Annotated in this window: 15 protein-coding genes; 4 read left to right on the top strand and 11 right to left on the bottom strand. The window is 38.5% G+C overall.

The features are described 5' to 3' along the window. The first annotated feature begins 203 nt into the window (after positions 1 to 203). Entirely contained in the window at positions 204 to 1,559 is a 1,356-nt protein-coding gene (locus H3T55_RS11035) for an MATE family efflux transporter (protein ID WP_225534498.1), read from the top strand. 61 nt (positions 1,560 to 1,620) lie between these two features. Here H3T55_RS11035 and H3T55_RS11030 read toward each other — a convergent pair whose 3' ends face one another. Beyond that, entirely contained in the window at positions 1,621 to 2,127 is a 507-nt protein-coding gene (locus H3T55_RS11030; RefSeq protein WP_087641507.1) for an HD domain-containing protein, read from the bottom strand. Positions 2,128 to 2,342: 215 nt separating this feature from the next. After that, the gene (locus H3T55_RS11025; RefSeq protein WP_225534497.1) at positions 2,343 to 3,308 is read right to left on the bottom strand and encodes an aromatic acid exporter family protein; all 966 of its coding nucleotides are present in this window, start codon (positions 3,306 to 3,308) and stop codon (positions 2,343 to 2,345) included. Positions 3,309 to 3,425: 117 nt separating this feature from the next. Here H3T55_RS11025 and H3T55_RS11020 point away from each other — a divergent pair, with 117 nt between their 5' ends. Further along, positions 3,426 to 4,025 (top strand): FUSC family protein, encoded by a 600-nt coding sequence (locus tag H3T55_RS11020; RefSeq protein ID WP_087641505.1) that lies wholly within the window; start codon positions 3,426 to 3,428, stop codon positions 4,023 to 4,025. A gap of 54 nt (positions 4,026 to 4,079) precedes the next feature. Here H3T55_RS11020 and H3T55_RS11015 read toward each other — a convergent pair whose 3' ends face one another. The 4 genes from H3T55_RS11015 to H3T55_RS11000 form a co-directional block, all read right to left on the bottom strand. Next, positions 4,080 to 5,558 (bottom strand): flotillin family protein, encoded by a 1,479-nt coding sequence (locus H3T55_RS11015; protein ID WP_087641504.1) that lies wholly within the window; start codon positions 5,556 to 5,558, stop codon positions 4,080 to 4,082. 20 nt (positions 5,559 to 5,578) lie between these two features. Further along, complete coding sequence (locus H3T55_RS11010; RefSeq protein WP_225534496.1) at positions 5,579 to 6,103, bottom strand: hypothetical protein; 525 nt, start codon at positions 6,101 to 6,103, stop codon at positions 5,579 to 5,581. 217 nt (positions 6,104 to 6,320) lie between these two features. Further along, entirely contained in the window at positions 6,321 to 9,746 is a 3,426-nt protein-coding gene (locus H3T55_RS16725; RefSeq protein ID WP_225534495.1) for an ABC transporter permease, read from the bottom strand. Positions 9,747 to 9,755: 9 nt separating this feature from the next. Beyond that, positions 9,756 to 10,457: an ABC transporter ATP-binding protein gene (locus tag H3T55_RS11000; protein ID WP_087641502.1), complete on the bottom strand. Its 702-nt coding sequence runs from the start codon at positions 10,455 to 10,457 to the stop codon at positions 9,756 to 9,758. A 187-nt stretch (positions 10,458 to 10,644) separates the two neighbouring features. On the opposite strand from H3T55_RS11000, the gene H3T55_RS10995 reads away from it, so the two are divergent. Together H3T55_RS10995 and H3T55_RS10990 are read left to right on the top strand one after the other, a co-directional pair. Continuing rightward, a complete protein-coding gene (locus H3T55_RS10995; protein WP_225534494.1) occupies positions 10,645 to 11,313 on the top strand; it encodes a DNA/RNA non-specific endonuclease in 669 nt (222 codons plus the stop codon). Between the two features lie 19 nt (positions 11,314 to 11,332). After that, positions 11,333 to 11,719 carry a hypothetical protein gene (locus H3T55_RS10990; RefSeq protein ID WP_225534493.1) on the top strand — a complete coding sequence of 129 codons (387 nt, stop codon included), beginning with the start codon at positions 11,333 to 11,335 and terminating at the stop codon, positions 11,717 to 11,719. Between the two features lie 54 nt (positions 11,720 to 11,773). Here H3T55_RS10990 and H3T55_RS10985 read toward each other — a convergent pair whose 3' ends face one another. The 5 genes from H3T55_RS10985 to H3T55_RS16720 form a co-directional block, all read right to left on the bottom strand. Continuing rightward, positions 11,774 to 13,276, bottom strand: a complete 1,503-nt coding sequence (locus H3T55_RS10985) for a helix-turn-helix domain-containing protein (RefSeq protein WP_225534492.1) — start codon at positions 13,274 to 13,276, stop codon at positions 11,774 to 11,776. A gap of 360 nt (positions 13,277 to 13,636) precedes the next feature. Further along, on the bottom strand, positions 13,637 to 14,608 hold the full coding sequence (locus H3T55_RS10980; RefSeq protein ID WP_225550166.1) for a DUF916 and DUF3324 domain-containing protein: 972 nt from the start codon (positions 14,606 to 14,608) through the stop codon (positions 13,637 to 13,639). Between the two features lie 107 nt (positions 14,609 to 14,715). After that, complete coding sequence (locus H3T55_RS10975; protein ID WP_225534490.1) at positions 14,716 to 15,465, bottom strand: WxL domain-containing protein; 750 nt, start codon at positions 15,463 to 15,465, stop codon at positions 14,716 to 14,718. Positions 15,466 to 15,485: 20 nt separating this feature from the next. Then, positions 15,486 to 16,547 carry a WxL domain-containing protein gene (locus tag H3T55_RS10970; RefSeq protein WP_225534489.1) on the bottom strand — a complete coding sequence of 354 codons (1,062 nt, stop codon included), beginning with the start codon at positions 16,545 to 16,547 and terminating at the stop codon, positions 15,486 to 15,488. Beyond that, positions 16,544 to 20,041 carry a pectate lyase-like adhesive domain-containing protein gene (locus H3T55_RS16720; protein WP_225550164.1) on the bottom strand — a complete coding sequence of 1,166 codons (3,498 nt, stop codon included), beginning with the start codon at positions 20,039 to 20,041 and terminating at the stop codon, positions 16,544 to 16,546. Before H3T55_RS16720 ends, H3T55_RS10970 begins: the two co-directional genes overlap by 4 nt. Positions 20,042 to 20,243 lie beyond the last annotated feature (202 nt).

Raw genomic sequence — 20,243 nt, 5'->3', positions numbered from 1 at the left:
CTGGTCAATTATATCAAAACTTTTTCAAATTAGATAAATCAAATTTTTTTATTTCGTTTTTTCTTAGTAAAGCCCTTGCAAATCCAATAGATTGTGCTACTATGAATGAGAAATTTTTATCATACCTATCCTTGAACGAATGAGCACTTTATTTAAACAGACGATTTATTGGTTTGATTTTTACAAATGAAAGGATGTTTTCATTGAAAGAATTAACACATGGCAACCCGGCAAAATTGATTTTCTTTTTTACGATTCCACTATTAATCGGTAATATCTTCCAGCAGTTTTATAATATGGCGGATATGATCATTGTAGGACAAACACTTGGAAAAGATGCTTTAGCTGCAGTTGGTTCCACTGGCAGCATAACTTTTTTGATCATCGGTTTTGCTCAAGGCTTAACTGCCGGCCTGTCTATTTTAACTTCTCAGCGTTTCGGCGGTCAAGATTACCGTGGCGTGAAAAAAAGTTTTGCGACCGGGATCATGATCAGCGGTATCGTGACGATCATTTTAACAGTATTGAGTTTGGTTTTTGTTCACCCAATGTTGGTGCTGATGCAAACTCCTAAAGAAATCATCGCTGATGCACAACTTTTTATTTCTATTATTTTTGCCGGAATTTTTGCTGCAATGGCCTTTAATCTTCTGTCAAATGTGATTCGTGCTCTCGGTGACAGTCGGACACCACTTTTATTTTTGATCATTGCCAGCATCATCAATGTTGTTTTAGACTTGGTTTTGATCATCAATTTTCATATGGGCGTTGCAGGAGCCGGGATTGCTACGGTCACTGCTCAAGTCGTTTCTAGTTTATTGTGTGTCATTTATATTCGCTGGAAAATTCCGAACCTTCAGTTACGAAAAAAAGATTTTGCTTTTGATAAACAGGATTTTCGTGCCCATTTGAATATTGCATTACCGATGGCTTTTCAATCTTCGATCATCGCTATTGGCGCAATCATTTTACAAGCTGCTTTGAATAGTTTAGGAACAGATGTAGTAGCCGCACAAGCAGCTTCTGGAAAGATCGAACAGTTCGCTACACAGCCGATGATGTCCTTTGGGATCGCTATGGCTACATTTACTGCTCAAAATTATGGTGCTAAAAAGTACAAACGTATCCTTCAAGGTGTGACACAATGCTTAGTGATGAGCATCAGTTTTAGTTTACTTGCAGGTGGGATCGTGGTTCTTTTCGGTCAAAATCTCGTGACACTTTTTGTCAGTGCAAAAGAAACGGCCGTTCTTGATTTATCCCAGATCTACTTTAATGTCAACGGAAGTATGTATTGGCTTTTGGCGATTCTTTTCATTCTTCGCTACACACTTCAAGGACTCGGACAAAGCGTAGTGCCTACGATCGCTGGAATCATGGAGCTGATCATGCGTTCATTTGCAGCGATCATTTTGACAGCCTCTTTAGGCTTTGTCGGAGCAGCACTCGCATCTCCTCTAGCTTGGGCTGGATCGGTGATCGTACTGCTTGCATCTTATATCAAAGCAATCAAACGTTTAAGAAAGCTGGAACACGCTCAACATCTTGAAATCAATTAAATAATCAAAAAAGAGAGCGAAACAAAACTAAAAAACAGTTTTGTTTCGCTCTCTATTCTGATTATTGTACAGGCTGCTTTTTACCAAAGTATTGGCGCCATTTTGATTTTACAGCATTGGTCATTGGTTCTGATGCTTCTTTCACAGCACAATATTTATCGACCATCGTAACGATATAGCTTTCTTTGTATTTAGGAGGCGCAATCGTTGCTCCCCACATATGTTTGATGATGATATCGCGTTCTAAATCTGAAAGTTCTGTCAGCTTCTCTGCATTTTTCACAGCGATCCTAGGATGCATGTAGGCATGTGAGCCTTCATCAAACTTTGTCGTCCGCCAATCGTAATAAAACAGATCATGTAATAAACCAGCACGAGCGGTTGCTCTTGCATCTCCGTTCCATTTCTTCGCTAATAGGTAGCTGTTGTAAGAAACGCTGATCGAATGATCCAAACGAGTTGAATGAACATGCTGTGTGTAATTACTTAAGCGCTGAACTTCTTCTTTTTCCAATAAATCTTCTACATAAGACATATATTCTTGATCTTCACGCCATTTTTCAGTCATTAATTCGGGTTCCACCTTTTTTGAAAAGCTGATCGTCCCCTCTAATCGAAGGAAAACATATCAAGCTAAACGATTTGAAAGACTTGGCTTTGATTTGCCAGTGATTGTGTCTTTTTAACTTGATGAAAGTATAGCACCTTGATTTTGGAAATACTAGGATTTTAGAAATCCGTAACTAAACTTTAATAATTGCTTTAGAATTGTAACTGTTGACACTATAGCGCTTTTTCATTTTGATGTCTGGAAAATTCTGCTTTGATTTGGATAAAGGAATGAAAAACTTGAAGTAATTGAAAAATCTGCGCTCGGTTTTCAAATTCTTCCCTTGTTTTCGGTAATTCCTTTTTGCGATACACTTCATAAACTTGAGTGATTCGATCAAGGATTGCTTGTCCATCGTTTGTTTCTGCGAATGTTTCCGCTGTATATTCCAACAACTGCTGAATGCTTTCAACTTGTTCCGGCTCAACAGTTATTTTCTCCAAGATTCGTAACATGTCTTTCAAGCTGTTGCTTTGCATCCTGCGCATCGTAAAATAGTTTAAATAGTAATCATTCGATGATAACAAATGATTTTCTGCATGTGTTTTTGCCCAAGCTTCACCTGTACGAATAAATGCTTTTAGATCATCACATTTTTCAAAAAGATTCCGTTCTTTTCCGTGTTGATTCAAATACGCCGCCATGTTATTCAATATTTTACGAAACATGACTTCGATGACTTCCTGATCTTCTTTTAAACGTTTCTCAGCATCCGGCATGTAGACATTCATCAATAAAGCAAAACCTACACCGATCGTCATCAATAAAAATTCGTTGCCTATGAATGCCCAGGACAGATTTTTTTCAACTAAATACTGAGTGACTAATACTGAGCTCACAACGATTCCATCGGAAAGCTTGAAATAGACTGCTGAGGGAATGAATAAAAGTAAAAAAATACCGAATGCAACAGGGTTAAAGCCAAAAAGAGTAAAACAGACATAGGCGAACCCAGTGGCCAACGCTAAAGACAATAGGCGATAAAGCCCTGTCAATAATGAGGTCTTTTTGGTGTTCGTCACACTTAAGACAGAAATAATCCCGGCAGATGCTGGATAAAGCAATCCTAAACTACCTGCAATGATCATCGACAGTGTGGCACTGACAGCAGTTTTGATGGTTCTTAAGCCAATTTTCATTTGACCTCTCCTTATAATTTTAGTTAATCTTTTATTTTAATACTAGTAATTTTACCTCTATTTCGGTTATGATGAAATAGTAAAGTCATTAAATATTGATGATAGGAGTGAAAGCTCATGGAGGTTGGTCGGTTTCGCTTAGGTATGCGGACACTAAAAACTGCCCTCGCAGTAATGTTATGTATTATTTTATTTAAAGTATTTGATCGAGGCGCACCGATGATCGCTGCTTTGGCCGCTGTTTTTTCATTGCGGCAAGACCTGACCACCAGCGTGACTTTCGGTAAGTCCAGAATTCTCGGTAACACACTCGGCGGCGGATTGGCGATCGTTTATTTTTTAGTAAAAGATCTGTTTGCCAATGATTTTCTAGTCGAATTGCTGTTGCTTCCTATACTAGTCATTATCGTAATCGTTGTTTCTGACGGTATCAACAATAACTCTGGTATTATTTCTGCCATTGCAACGCTTTTGTTGATTTCCCTTAGTATTCCTCAAGGTGAATCTTTTTATTTCGCTTTAGATCGAGTCATCGATACGTTTATTGGTACATTCATCGGCATCGGCTTGAACTTTTTTTTCAAACCGAAACCAATTGAAGAAACACACGAGATCGAAGAAGATCTCGCTGAACTAGAAAAGAAAGAGGCTGAACTGAAGGAACTTAGGGAACGAGTTCAAGCACGAGTAGAAGCTGAGAATCAAAATAAAAAATAAAGTAACGCTAAAAAACTGCCAAGTTCCGTAAGGAGCTTGACAGTTTTTTTATATTTAATTTTCTTCAGTTGAAGACTCTTCACTATAAAAGTTTACATTGCTGTTCGTCCCTTTTTTAGAAAAGTTCTCGATCAATTCTTTGACATCCAGCCCTGTCGTTTCTTTCAATGTTTCCTGTGTGCCTGCTAATAAATTCGTTGCATAGTTTGTAATACGGTTAGCTCCGGCATTTTCTCCACCGCCGCCTGTATCGACAACAGAAATTTTATCGATGTTGCCAAGAGGTTGTGCCGCTTCCTTCATTAATTGAGGCAGCATTTCCATAACCATACTTAATACAGCAGCTTCGCCGTATTCTTTGAATGCATCCGCAATTTTTTGCTTCGCTTCCGCTTCAGCAGCCCCACGAGCTAAAATAGATTCCGCTTCGGCTTGACCAGCAAGACGTGTTTGATTGGCTTCTGCTTCTGCTAAAGCTTCTACACGGAAACGTTCTGCTTCTGCTTCTGCCACTTCACGCGCTTTTTGTGCTAAGGCTTCTTGTTCTTTGGCATAACGATCTGCATCTGCTTTTTTCTTCACTTCTGAGTCGTATTGCTTCTCACGACGAACGATTTCTTTTTCTTCCAACTCGATTTGTTTTTGACGCTCGATGACTTTGATCTCCATCTCTTGCGCCACAACTTCTTGTTGTGCTTTCGCTGTTTCTAAGTTATAAGCTTGATCGGCTTTAGCTTTCGCGATATCTTGTGCTTCTTTGTAAGTTGCCAGTTTTAATTCTTTTTCTTTTGACGCTTCGGCAATTTCTGTTTGACGTTGCAGCTCTGCTTGTTGAGAATCTTTTTCGGCTTCGGCTTTTTTGATTCTTGTTTCTTTCAATGCTTCTGCTTCAGCGATATCTGCATCACGTTTTACTTGAGCGATTCTTGGTTTCCCTAATGAATCAAGGTAGCCATTTTTATCACGAACTTCTTTGATCGTGAATGAGACGATGATCAGTCCCATTTTTGCCAAATCCACACTTGCCACTTCTTGCACACTTTGGCTGAACTTATCGCGGTTTTGGTAAATTTCTTCGACAGTCATTGACCCTAAGATCGAGCGCAGATGTCCTTCTAAGACTTCACGTGCTTCGTTTTCAAGCTCTTCTCTTGTTTTACCTAAAAATTGTTCTGCGGCTGTGGCGATTTCTTCCACAGAAGAACCGATTTTGATGATCGATGTTCCGTCACACATTACCGGAACCCCTTGTTCTGTATAAACTTCTGGCGTCGATACATCTAATTTACTTGATAGTAAACTAATCCGATTTGAACGCTGGAAAACAGGTAATACAAAAGCACCGCCCCCACGGACGATCTTGATTTTATTTCCTCGTTCATCCTTATGAACATTTTTGCTTCCTAAATAACTCCCACTGACGATCAGTGCTTCATCTGGTTTGGCTGTTTGGTATTTTGAAATAAATACGATCAACATCATCAATAAGATGAAAACAACCAAAACGATCGGTCCCAATAATCCTAATTCCATTTTCTTCTACTCCTTTTATTTTAGACTTGCAGACTGCCTTTATAAGGCACAACATAGCAAACACGTTCCTTGACTTCAATGATCAAGACTTGTTCGCCACGATCGATCGGTATTTCTTGCGGTGCATATAAAGCTGCTGGACGATTGATCGAACCAGTCACACTTTTCAGTTGGATCTCACCCATCCCACTGACAGGAATCGGTGTGATAACGGTTGCTTGAGTGCCTTCCATATCTTTTTCAGAGATCGAAATCGTTGATTCAGCATTTTTCATTGGTACTAATACATAGAAATTAAGGAAAAATACTAGAATCGTTGCAAGCGCACCACTAACGATAAACAAAAAGCCATGTCCCCAGTCAAGCAGCTGTTCACCTAAATAGCCGAACAATGAAGTAAATGCCAGCCACGGAATGATCAGCATAGGGTCAACGGGACCGTCAAAATCAAATACATCCCCAAAAATCACTAATAAAACAGCAATTCCAGCACATGCAATCAATACATATAGATAAATTGTTTCAATCGGAATTCCTTGAACCATGTTCTCACTCCTTTCCGCAAATAGGTCTTTCAGCTGCTCTTTAAAGGTATCGCAGTTGTTATTCCCATATATGCTCCTTTTCCGACGATAACTATATTTTACCAATACTTGATTAGAAATAACAGTAAATCTTTAAAAATCATACGAAGGATGTAGAGAGGCTTAACTAGAAAAAGAACGTACCGTTTTCTTTACAAAAACAGCCGTTCTTTTTCGATTATTCATTTGATTTCAACGCTTCGATCATATTCACTTTCTTGAGTTTTCTATGCATGAAGACCATCACTAACAACGTGAAGAACATCGTGATCACAGCTGAATAAAAATAACTGATCCAATGAATCGTTGGCGAGAACATCAGCATATCTACTTCAACCGTTGTTAAAACATAGCCATGAACAACTTTTCCGAAGAAACAGCCGATCACGATGCCGATCAATGTCAAAATGATATTTTCACGGTAAACATACATCGTTACTTCATTATCATAAAAACCTAGCACCTTGATCGTCGATAATTCTCTGATCCGCTCTGAAATATTGATATTCGTCAAATTGTATAAAACGATAAATGCCAGTATCCCGGAAACGGTGATCAAGACCCAGACGACGATGTTCAAGCTGTGGATCGTATCATCTAGCGCATCACTAGAAACAGAAAGGAACGAAACATTCAATACCTTTTTGTTTTCCATCAATGTTTTTCCGACAGAGGCCTCCGTTTTTTCGTCCAGCTTTTTGTCAAAAAGGAGAAACTCTGTATTATATTGAGGAGCCTTTTTGAAAATTTTCTCATAATATTCCGGTGTAATATAGGCAAAATGCCCAGTATAATTTTCGGCAATAGCAGTAATTTTCAATTGAAACTCCTGATTGTCATTATTTTTCAGAACGAGTGTATCGCCAACTTTATAGTTGAAAAGATTTGCAAGTTTCTCATTGATGATCACGCCTGCGTTCGTTAGCTGATATTTTTCTCCTGTCTGTCGTTTGTTGAATAAAATAAATTGATCGATAGTTGCCGGATTTTTAGGTACATATACAGAGACATCTTGTTTCGCATTTGTTTTCTTTGTGGTTTTTAGCGTCTCCACATGTAATGGCATTGTTTCTTTCAAATTCTCTGTCTTTTCAATTGAACGTTGATATTCCTTCGATTCATTTGCTGTTGCGTCCTCCTTGAAGGTCACCACTGCTTGATAATGCCAAATTTTATTAAATTGGACATTTACGATATCAGAAATAGAATCTTTCAAGCCAAATCCTGTGATGATCAAAGCCATACAGCCTGCGATTCCTAAAACAGTCATCAGCATTCTTTGTTTGTAACGGAACAAATTACGAGCTGTTACTTTTTGAATAAAGCTCAGACGGTTCCAAATTGGTTTTAAGCGTTCCAGAAAAATTCTTTGTCCTGCTTTTGGTGCTTTGGGACGTAGTAATGTCGCTGATGTACTAAACAAGTCGATACGCAACACGATCATCGCAGCTCCGGCTGTACATAAAACAGCAACCAATACTCCGATCAAGCTGTAACTGAAATACCACGGTGTGATAAAATCAGGAATATTATACAGTTGACCATACGCATCAAAAATGATCGTCGGGAATAAATAGTATCCTACAACCAAACCTAAAATAGCGCCGCATAAACTAGCTATGGATGCATAAACTAGAAATTTAAAGGCTATTTCACCATTTCGATAGCCTAATGCTTTCATACTGCCGATTTCCATTCGTTTTTCTTCAACCATTCGTGTCATAGTCGTCAAACTAACTAAAGCCGCAATCAAGAAAAAAAAGATCGGGAAAACAGTCGACAACGAAGAGATTCGGTCAGCATTGTCTTTATATTCAGAATAACCAGGATTATCCGCTCTTGTAAAATAATAATAGTCAGCAGCCTTCAATTCATTTAGTTCTTTTTGCTTCTCTGCCAATTCTTTTTTAGCATCCGCTAATTTAGGTAAGGTTTCCTTTTTCTTCTTCTCTAATTCAGCCGTACCTTCTTCATACGCCTTTTGTCCGTCATCAAGTTTAGCCTGTGCTTCATCAAGCTGAGCTTGCCCTTCAACTTTGGCTTGTTCTAATTGCGCACGTCCAGCTGCTAATTGTTCTTTTCCAGCCGAAAGCTCAGCTTGAGCCTGAGCCAATTGAGCTTCTCCTGCAGCTATCTGCTGTTGCCCGTCTGTGTATTGAGCAATTCCTTGGTTGATTGTAGCAATCGTTTGATCCAACGTCTGCAAGCCTTGGGATACTTGACCTTGTTGTGCAGTCAACTCAGCTGAAGCACTATTGATCGCGCCCATTACACCTGCAATATTTTCTCTAACAGGTTGAGCGATCAATTGACCAACAGCAGCTGAAATTCCAGCTGGTGATCTTAATGCAGCAACAGCTCCTTGTAATTGCGGTGCTGCCTCTGCCACGCTTTGTGCTAATGCCTCATCCGGCACTCTATCCAATAAAGCAACAGAAGAACCCAAGCTTTGATAGCCATTCGCTAATTGATTCAGCGATTCGCTAGTCGCAGCAAGCTCACTGCGCTGCTGCTGCAAACTCGGCAAAGTATTTTGTCCTTCTATGACCTTGGCTTGTGCTTGCGCTAATTCATTTTTCTTAGTCTCTAATAGGCTGCTTTGATTCGCAAGTTCATTTTCACCATTTGTAATCGTTGCTTGATTTGCTGCTAACTCATTTTCTGCAGCTGAGATTTTCTGTACATAAGATTCTCTAGCCACAGCCAAATCGTTTTTCCCTACTTCAAGATCCTGTTTACTTGCCTGCAATTGCTCTTCAGCATTTTGCAAGGCTTTTTCCCCATCAGTAATTTCTTTTTGTGCTTTTTCAAGGGATTTTTTTGATTCTGTACGAATTTCTTCCACTCGCTGCTCAGGTCTGTCTTTCATGACTTTCTCTACAGCTTCGACTAATTGATCTCTTTGCTCTTCATATTCAGTTGAGTAGCTGTCTTTATCTGCTAATCCTTTAAAAGAAACGAGCAATTCTGTATATGTCGGTAGATCCATATCCTCTTTTGGTACTACAGCAAAAAAATCTAAAGAACCTTTACCAACTGTTGTATTTCCTCTTGAAGTATTTTCAATATATTCTGGTGAACGGACAAAGCCAACCACTTTAAATTGATTTTTCTTTAAGGCCTTGTCTTGATTATCTTCCTTTGAAAGAGTAAGTGTATCGCCGATTTTATAACGACCGTATAGACTAGCTAACTCATCTAAAGCGACCTCACCGCTTTTCTTCGGCATGCGGCCAGTCACCACAGCATATTCTGAAAGCTTTTGCTCACTAGTCAAATCGTAACTAACAAATTTGACTGCACTATTTTTTTCTGTGATGACGATATCTTTTGTATATCTCGGAAGAATTTCTTCAATATTTTTATCCTTTTGGATTTGCTTGATATCTTGATCGACCAAACCTAAAGTCGAAACGATACGGGCATCCGGTAATTTTTGTTTTTGATAATAATTTGATGCTGTTCTAGTCATGTCAGGACCGGTAGCTTTTAGCCCGACAAATACCATTACACCTAGAAAGATGATACCCATGATCGAGATAAAGCGTGTTTTTGATTGCCTGATTTCCCGAAAACTTGTTTTAAGTAGCGCTGTCTTTTTCACTGCGTCCACCTACCATTCTATCTCTGAAACAGGTTTAGGTTCATCATTGATCGTCATACTGCGGACTTTAGCATCGTTGATCCGAATGACCCGATCAGCCATTGGTGCGATCGCTGAGTTATGGGTAATAATGATCACTGTCGTCCCAGTGTTTCTAGCCGTTTCCTGTAAAATAGTCAAGATCTGTTTTCCTGTTTCATAATCCAATGCACCCGTCGGTTCGTCACACAATAATAATTTAGGACGCTTCGCGATCGCTCTGGCAATCGTTACTCTTTGTTGCTCCCCACCTGATAATTGTGCGGGAAAATTATCCAATCGTTTGCCTAAGCCAACTGATTTTAAAACCTCTTCTGGATCAAGAGCATCAGACACGATCTGTGAAGCCAATTCCACATTTTCTTTCGTTGTTAAGTTAGGGACTAAATTATAAAACTGGAAAACAAATCCTACATCATTACGACGATAGGTCGTTAATTGTTTTTCGTTATATTTAGCGATATCTGTCCCATCAATAATGATTTGACCTTCATCACAAGAGTCCATACCGCCTAGAATATTTAGTACAGTAGATTTCCCTGCTCCACTGGGACCTAAAATCACTGCAACCTCACCTTTTTCTACTGAAAAATTGATGCCGTCGTTTGCAGCGATCGTCGTATCTCCCATATGATATCGTTTATATTCATCTATTACATCAATATATGCCATTTTATTCAAATCCCCTCTCAAAGAAATTTTATCATAAGTAGTCAAACAAGTCCTCTGACAGCTCAAATCTCTTTTTGATTTTTTCTTTTTTTTCCGTATAATAAGGAAATGGAATCAGATTGACATCGTTCGTACCGAATTGATTTTTCTATCGTTTCCACTTACAGTTATTTGTTAGGAGAAAAAGATGGCAAGAAAAAAACAAAAACCCCCATTTAGCCCTGCTGTTGTGCTTGTGGCGGTTTTAATCATTTTAGTTTTAGGCGTATTTGGTATTCAAGTTCCTGATTCTATTCAGGAAATCTTCGGCATCCATACACAACAGGAAACAAAACCAAGTGCCCCTAGCTCTTCGACCTCAACGAATCCAGGACCAAAAGAATTAGGCCCAGCAACCTTTTCAGCGTCTGAAATGGCTGACAGCAAAAAAGGCTGGATCGATTACCATAAACTTGATTCATTAGGACGCGCTACCGGGGCAGATGCTTTACTAAAACCGGCAATGGTCAACACAGGAACAGCAGCAAATAAAGATGTTCGACCGCCCGGCTTTATTTCCGGCTTAGACCCTTATAATCATTCTAGAGGTCATTTGATCGGTCGCCAAATGGGCGGTTCAGGGGATGATGCCCGAAATTTAACGACACTGTATCAGACTCCGGTGAATACTCCTTTTATGACAAAGTATGAAAATCAGATCCGTCAAGCACTGGATAAAGGTGAGACTGTCCGCTATCGCGTCACCCCTATTTATGAGGGAACAGAGTTATTATGTAAAGAGATCGAACTTGAAGCAAAAGGGCTAAACAAAAACACGACCATTGATTTTCGCGTATCGATTTTGAATGAAAAATGAGTTATCTAGGAGGTACCCAATGGATTTTCGTCTAATAAATGAACAGCTTATCGAACGAACCCCTCATGGATTTTTGACCACTGTCTTAACGACTGAACAAGAAGAAGATGCTTCAATTATCTTCAGCGGTGATCTAGAAGAACAGTTTGAACAGGCAGTTGCGTTTTTAAGCTCAGCAGAAACCTTGACTCTCGATGATCTAAAAGAATGGCAGGCAAATGAATTCCTTGTCGTTGCCCAAACGATCGACGGAGATTATATTGCGGGAACAAAAGATCAAACGTTTGTCATCCCTGTTTCACTATACAAATCTGATATTGAATTATTTGATCTGTTTCTGTCCGATTTTTTCATCGACTATTCTACTCAGAAGATTCATTCTTCTATATTGCCGACGTATCATTAAAAAGTTAAAGTCCGGGACAAAACTGTTTTCCAGTTTTTTCTCGGACTCTTGTTTTTAGTTTTGTAAAAAGTAATCAAAGACATATTCTATTTTTCGAATGTCAGCCCTTTGAAGCTCACTATTGATTGCAACTACTTTTTCTTCCTGATAGGCACGTCCTGGACCTCTCAAAGGCACCGTTGTTAAGATCACATCAACATCTTCCTCATTTTTGATTTCTCCAGAATTATTGATATCAAGCTTATATTTTCTTGAAAAAGTCTCGTGTACTTGAGTACATAGCAATTCCCATAAGATATTCGGCAAATCAGTTTCTATCGCCACTCGAATCGTTTTTTCATATTCATTTGTTTTCTTTAAGTTGCTGAACAGCATACTATAATGTGTGATCAAAAAATCTCTTTCTAAAAACAGGGAGTAACCTGACTGGGCGTAAAGCTCATCAATAAAAACTTCTAGACGGGATTGTAATTTCGGATAATATTTTTGGATTTGTTTCTGATAATAATACCCATTGATATCTGAATTAAACTTTTTAAAATTGAAACACAGGGTATGGACACAAAAAATGAATTCTTCAGCAATTTTTTTCTCAATTAGGTTCATCTCAAAAAAATGATCTGCGAACCGGTCGAAAAAGAGCGTTGAAGCTTTGGCAGCTACGCTGCCATTCAATGTTTCAATGGCAAAAACCTGCTGCATATCCGGTACCCAAGAACAGCTTTTCCAAACTTCATAATGAAAAGCAATTTCTTCTGGTGGCGCATACAAAACATTATTCAAGCGATAAAAAACAGTGCGGAACTCTTTAAAGAATTTGTTGTTCTTTGACGCTTTGTCCCATTCTATATTTTGTTGGATATAGTTCTTTTTTCTCGTTCTGATTTTTACGATCGCAATATAATACATTCTGCGGCGTTTTTCTAAACGTGTGACCTCTTTATTATATGCCCGATCCAATTCGTTGAATTGATGGACGATATGCTCAACTTCAACTTCATTCACATGCGTAAATGGCCATGAGATCCCTGAGTTCAGGCGCCAAAAAAAGAGTAACATGAAAAAGCGAATCTGCTGCTCTTCTCCTTGTAAAACGATCGTTTCCCTCGTCAGACTGATATCGAACTGGCTTAAAAACTTTTTTATTTTCTTTATGTTTCGTCGAACCGTCGCTTCACTAAAATAGAATCGATGCGCATAATCCCTGACTGAAACAAATTCATTTAAACAAATTTCTTTTAGCATTTTGATCAAAGGATTTTTTTGTATGATGAACGCAATAAAGTGCTTCAGATCGTCATTGATAGGAACTTTCAGTAAAATCCCTTTACTTTTACAAATTGAAAAGACGAATCCTTGGTGATCGTATTCCAAAATGTCATCCTGCAATAATTTGACTACCCTGCGAATCCTTTTGATCGATACATCAAATTTATTGCTCAGCTCCTCAATGCTGATATAACGCTCCTCCATATCTAGGAACAAAGCAAGCTCTCTTTCCAAAAGTAAATCCGGTGACAATAATTCATTATAATTAAAATCCGAGTCATAGTTCAAATTTACTCCTCCTTTCAGTAATTACTCCCATCATTTATGAAGGATCAAGCTATTATTTTCGTGAATACTGGTTCTAAAGAAGGATGGTCCATAAGACCTTTATGTGCTAAAATTTCAAAAGTTCTATGTGATTTCATAAAAAATATTTTCTTTTAATTATGACTGCAGGCTATTTCCACCTTTCTATTGAAACGATCATTTAAATGCTTTAATTGGTTATTTTTAGTATAGCATTATTCATTTGTCAATTTTTTTCTAATAATCAACAACATCTTTTCTTTTTTTGAAAAAATTGAAGACCATCATTCAAACAAAATGCAGCACGATCCACTAAGAAACACGATAAGAACATGACACGCTTTAGTTCTTTGCATCCTTTTTTTGATGCTTCGAATATAGAATGATTCCCAAAAAACCAAGGAAAATGACTACTAACAAAAGAAGAATAATGAGCAATTTCCAATCGATCACTGATTTTTCTGCGATATCCACATCTTCTTTATTGTATTTCTGTGCCTCTTCTTTTGAGATAAAAAATGTTTCATTCCAATGCCATTCATTTTGTTGATCACTTATTTTGATTTTTGCGTTATACTCTCCAGATCTCATTCTTTCTCCTGAAAGACTTATAGGGAAGCGTAGAAGAGAGTTCGGCGCCATACGCATGCCGTCTCTCACCTCAGAAAAAAGGATAGACTTCTCTCCTACTTTTTGGATTTGAACGTCAACCTGCATCTCTTCCATGAATGTTTTTGCTATGTTAGAAAATTCAACAAAAATAGTATTACGAAAATTATTTTGTCCAGCATAAACATTTCTAAAAATCAGATCTGGTTCAACCGCTACATCCGTTTCTGTCAATAGCATGCCTATCAGGTACGCAAATCGATTGTTGATTGCTTGTTCTTGCGTTTGTTTTGATTTTTCTTCTTTGACTTGAAGTTGTATCCCTCCTGCGATCGTCCCATCAAACTGCTCTTTGGGCATTGTGATTTCTAAGAGTAATTCTTTAGAGCTTCTCGCTGGAATATCGACCAAATCGGCTGTTTTGACCAGTTCTGTAAAATCTAGGTCCAGTGACTGATCTTTGGGTAAACGATTTGGACCATAATCGATTACACCATTCGAGCTGCTTTTTGCACTATTAAGGCTGACCTCGATGGTTAACGGCTGATCACCTGTATTGATCAAATTGATTTTGACTGTTTGCTTTTGTTCTGGTTTCATTCGTAAATCAAAATAGCCTACATCATTTAGCTGATTTTCAGGATGGATCACTTCATAATAAAATGCTGCACTTGATTCGCTATCTTTGGCTTCTGCTGACTTCATTGAAATCAGCTGGCAACTTATCGATCCTATAAAAAGGAATAATAGGAATCGGATATCTTTCCTCATTTCTTTGTCCTCATTTCACCGCTTAGATGTCTCTTTTTATTTTAGAAGGTATCTGACATAGTCCAAGTGATTTCTGCCACATATTGCCCTTTAATGATCGGTAAATTACCTGGTACCGCTAATTTGATCGATTGTGAAGAATTCTTTTCGTATTCACCAAAAGTGATGTCGTATGTGCCAAACCCTTTTTCAGCTGACTCATTTTCAAAAACCAACTCTTTTTCTCCTGCCGAAACACCGTCGATCCCTGGGACCAAGTCGAGCGTTGAAGCCAGCATCATTTCTTCCTCAGCAGGCATATTTTCCATATTGGCAGCAGTGGTCAGTAAACGTAAATTCGAATAGCTTAACGCTGCGCCTTTTAGTTGAGAGGTATTTTGAGTGAATTGCTTTGTCATTTGCGCATAGAGTTTATAGCGATGATCATCTGTTGCCCGAAGATCACGAAATTTTAGAAAGTTTTCCGTTGTGATCTTCTCTTCTGGAGAGCCTTTGATCGATGTTTGAAAATCAGTTGCAAAATAGTTTTTGGCTGCAATGGTTGTTTCCTGTACACCAAAATCAATAGGGGTAGCAGCTATGATCATCAATGGACCAGTAGTAGGATTCACATCCGGTTCTGTGATTTCTGGTCCCTCACTGCCCGGTGGTGTTACAACTGGCGGAGGATTTCCCTGTGTGTATGTGATCGTCCCTTCAGACTTGTACACATTTTCTTCTGCCTGCACGTTTAAAGTACTTGTCCCAACTGATAGTAGCAGTCCAGACATCATTATATTCATTTTCTTCATTTTGCTTCCTCCTATTGCTTTTATGGTAACTCAGATAGTATCCAAGTTATTTGGGTTTGATATACGGCTGCTTTTTTGGCTGTTTTACCAGGAACAGCTAGAGTTACTGCGTTATTTTGATACACCGGCTTTTGATAAACTGCATCGATCAAGGGGTGTCCATTTGTATGATATTTTGGAACAAGTGAGTTTTTTTGATTATTTTCATTTTCCTGTGAAGCGCCAAATGAAAGCAGCCAAGTTCCTGCACCTTCTCCTGCTTCAGCACTAGCGAGTTGCTGGATCTCTCCTGGTGTCAGCTCGATTGCTTGTGACGTCAATTCAGGATATGTGGTTTCATAGCTACTATTGATCCAAGCCTGTTTTAGTGATAGTTTCGCTCCGTCGAGCTCTAATTTTTGCTCATTTAAACTTGCAAATTGCGTCTCTTGTTTAACAAGCAGCCTCCACCCCAAGCTTTTCTCCCTAATATCAGAAATTTGAATAAAGTTTCCTCTGGCACCTGTTGTCCCATAAAATAGCTGAGCATTTGCATAATAGATTTGATCTTTAGTCGAAAGCTCATTGATGCCGAAATTCAACTGAGGAACAAACTCTAGTCTTAAATACTGACCTGCCTGTACAACTGCTCCTGGTTCAACACTATCTGAAGGGAATTCTGGATCAAAAATGTGATTTCCAGCAGGCTTATCAAAATAAATTTGACCCCTTTCTCTCCTGACAGTATTCACTTCTTTTGGAAATATAGTGATGCCGACTAATGGCACGAGACAAAAAAGAAACCATTTTTCCTTAACAGAATAAAACCGACGTATCTTTGTTAAGATCACTGCCAACAATAAAATCGATCCTACAAGCAGCAATTGTGTATCTCCCTTCTCTCCAGCTTTTGGCAAACGTTTTGAGCCATTCTTCGAAGAATCGGGTATCTCCTGTCGTTCTTGATTCTCCTTAAAACTAACAACACCTTCTGTCTTGAGCGCACCACCATCTTCTGCGGCCAAAGAGAATGATCCCAGCCAAAGACAATTGGATGAGTATAGTAAGAAAATCGAAAGCCAAATCCATTTTTTCATTTTCATTTATTTCCCCCCTGATAGGCATCTGTTATCGTCCATGTCAAATCGGCACGATAATTTCCCGCTTTCTTTACTTTTCCAGCAGGTAATCGATAGACAAAGCCTCTATCAGCATCAGACCATTCAGACTGTGTCACATTGTACTCAGAAGAATCCGTATTTTTATGCTGAACGATAATTTCTGGTTCACTAGTAATCGGAACTTCTCTTCCTTCATTTTTAAAACGAATAGCATTTTCTAGATAATAGTTCTTTTTTTCCTCGTACGGCATTAGCTTTTCCGTCAAAGATACGGTGATATACCACTCTTCTTTTTTGTCCCGTTTGTCTTGAACGATCAAATCTTTTGAATAAACTGGTTCCGTCACTAGTGTTTCTTTGTCATCTACCTGATGGGTACCGAAATCAATCGTTTCAGGAAAAGAAATAATTTCCAAATAACCTTGGATCGGCTGTTCTGGAAAACGAACGATCGGTGATTCTCCTATGATTTTTTCATGTTCCGCATTCGGATTCTCTGGTCCTGAAACAAACTGCTTCTCTCTTGGTGAATCACCTGTTGCTTGCCCTTGATTTTCTATTATTTTTCCTACTGCAGAATGATTCACGCGAGCTTTAAACGAAACTTTTGCAGACGCTTGACTCGCTAAATCCCCTACATCAACAGCTAAAACTCTTGTTTTAGGATCGTAGTGATAGCTTTCTTTTGCCAATAAAATTTGATTCAGCATTAGCTCTGCTTGATCAGGATCAAAGTCTAACTCAGGTGCAAGCTGATCGGTCAATAGAATATTTTTCCAATTTGTTTGATACTCATTTGGTTTGTCATTTTTAATTAAAATCTCGTATTTGATTTGATCTCCAACTTGAATTAGTTGATTTGGCTTGACTGCTTCAGCTGTTTTTTCAAGGTAAGGTCGGTCTGGCAAAACATCTTTCACTTGGAATCTTGCAGCACTTTCAAAATAGGTGTCTCGATAGTAAAACCCTTTGGTAGGATTCTTATTTCCGTTCACACTATTCGTTTTGGGCGGATTGTATACTTCTGGCGGAGCCAATCCTGCATTATCTTCCAAATAAATAACAACGCTCTCTGTTGTTTCTAAATAGCGCGGTAAATCGGCAATGAATGTCCCGTCGGCTGCTACGACACCATTAAGTTTTTCGACAATTTGATCTGCTTCATCATGGACCTCAATAAAATATTTTGTATTTGGTTCATTTCCTCGTCCTTTTAGTTGCTTGGTCGCGTTCGTTATTTCTTCATTTTCTAATTTAGCTGGTGGTGGCGGGGTTATATCGATCACCTTTGTCTCGCTTTTTATCAGCCAAGGTCCTTGTGTGACAACTACACTGATGGGTTGATCCGTTTGATTCAAACGATTGTCAGAATTCGTAACACCAATCATTCCATCTTTGTCTGATTTTACAGGCCCCACCATTTCACCATATGAATCGATAAAAATGGCCTCAGCAGTTTCTTGTTCTGCATAGAACGATGAAAAAGCAGCTTTTCCTGTTATTTCGTTGATGCTTTCAAATTGTGCCCCAAATTTTACATATAAACCATAGCTATCGTCAGCGTCCGTGTTAGCAAGCCATTCAATTTGCGGCTCTACGCTCATTCCAGTGATCCGTCTAACATTATTCGGCCTAAAGGTTTTCGCTAACCCTGTATCAGAAGAAACAATCTCATTATCACCTCTCCCATTGACACTAAGTGTTGCCACATCAGAATAGCTATTATCAGGAGCTTGTTCTGAGTATGAGGTTGTTTTCCACAACTTAACATCTGACTGAACCAATTCAAATGTACAACCGACATTGTTTGGAATTTCCATCACTCGAGCCTGAATTCCCGACACACTATCCAAAGTATTGTTAAAATCATATGCCTTTGGTCGATTTAAGGTTAAGCTGCGTTTGCTATCTTTTTTGTCAATATCCTTATATTTCCGATACAGATCTTGTCCATAATCCCGTCCTCTAAAATCGATCAGTCCATATACAGTCGTATTTCCATCACTTCCAGATGTTGAACTATTTTTCGTATTTCCTTTGATAAAGAGACTCCCGCCTGGTTCAACATTTACTGCGGTATCATTATTACAATAAGAAAGTACCGCATGATTTTTCTGCGTGACCAAACTTACCACCGCATCTTTTTTGATCAAAAGGGACGAGCCTGGATAATATAACGCAAAAGCATTGCCGTTCATGTCCGCTGAAAAGCTAGCCCCTTCTTCAACGGTAAAGTTTTTGAAATTGGAGTAGACTGCTGGATAATTTGCATGATCTGCTGTTTTATTTTTATAGTAAACAGTAGCATTTTTTTTAATGGTATGCTCCATAGATTCACCTGTATAGCCTTTGCCAGAAGGTATTTCCATAACATGCCAGATGATCGAGTAGTTATAATGTCTGATCTCACCTTTGTAGATCGTATCTTCTTCATAAATCATGCTGCCGACATAAAAATTTTCAGCGCTTGTTGAAAGATCGATCTCCCCATATACCGTTACCTCAGCATAATAAGCTCTTACTACTCTGGCTACACCATTGATGCCGATTTTGCCTTTCACATTAGAAAGATTTCCTATCCGAAAATACCAGTTTCTAGTACGAGTTGAATCGTAGGCACCACTGCCGCCAATGAAGGAATAGGAGGATGCACTTTCTATATTTTGATCAATAACTACGTCGTGTAAATGAAAAATCGCGTATGCTTGAGTAGGTCCAGAAGCGTCCAAAGCAAGTGAATAATTACCTAGATAAAGGGTATAGCCATTACCGTCGATCTCAATTGAGGTTTTTCGGGCTGTTAGAGAGCTGTTCCCAGAAATATCCGCTGCCAGTATGATTTTTGTCACTGTTCCATCGTTATACGCTGATTTGAATTCATTAAAATCACGCACTATTTTGATCTGTTGTAAAGGGTCGAATCCCACTTTAGCATTTGCTGCATCATTTGCTGCTTGCTGCTTTTCAGTTAAGCTTGAACCTGCTGTTTTATCAACCGATGATATGTTTGATTTCGTCAACACTTCCTGTTTTTGATCAGCAATTAGCTCAGATTCAAACACTGTTTCAATCATAGGAAATTCCATGTCATCTACATAGATTGGCATTGACGCAATTTTTTTTGCAACAAGAAGTTGATTATCTTGATCGATCAATCGGATTTGGCTTTGCTGGTTTGGATCTATTTGTCGGATTTTCCAGCTTATAGAAAGAGCTGCATCACCTTTTTTGGTAGAAAGGATTAGTTGATTTGACTCTTCTGTTTCTTGAATTTGTAGAGTCTGTTGTCCTGCTTCTTCTCCATAATCACCTTCTATTTCTTCCTTTTTTGGGCATTCAAGATTATCAAAAACTATTAAAATTTTTTCTTCCTCTGGTACTACAATTGTTAGTCTTCCTTCCTTTTCATCAGAAGATAGTCCTTCGGAAATGGTGATTTGATAATTTTCTTTCCCTACGATCGGTGAAGTTCTCACTATTAATGAAATCAAAAACATTAATAGCAAAATTGAAGTACAGTTGATCACCTTTTTCAAGTTTATCGTCACCTCCTCACTTTTTTATTTTAACAGCAAAAAAACTAGGTTAATTATAAAAATAGGGGATGCTGAAGGACCAAATTTGATGAAACTTTGTGAAAATATCAATAGAAATTTGTTTGTGATAAAAAACAAAAGT

Origin of the sequence: Enterococcus sp. S22(2020), from assembly GCF_020295385.1 — a bacterium.
Taxonomy (GTDB): domain Bacteria; phylum Bacillota; class Bacilli; order Lactobacillales; family Enterococcaceae; genus Enterococcus_L; species Enterococcus_L dunnyi.
Note: the sequence above shows the minus strand (reverse complement) of the source record. Positions and strands in the feature narration are given on the sequence as shown.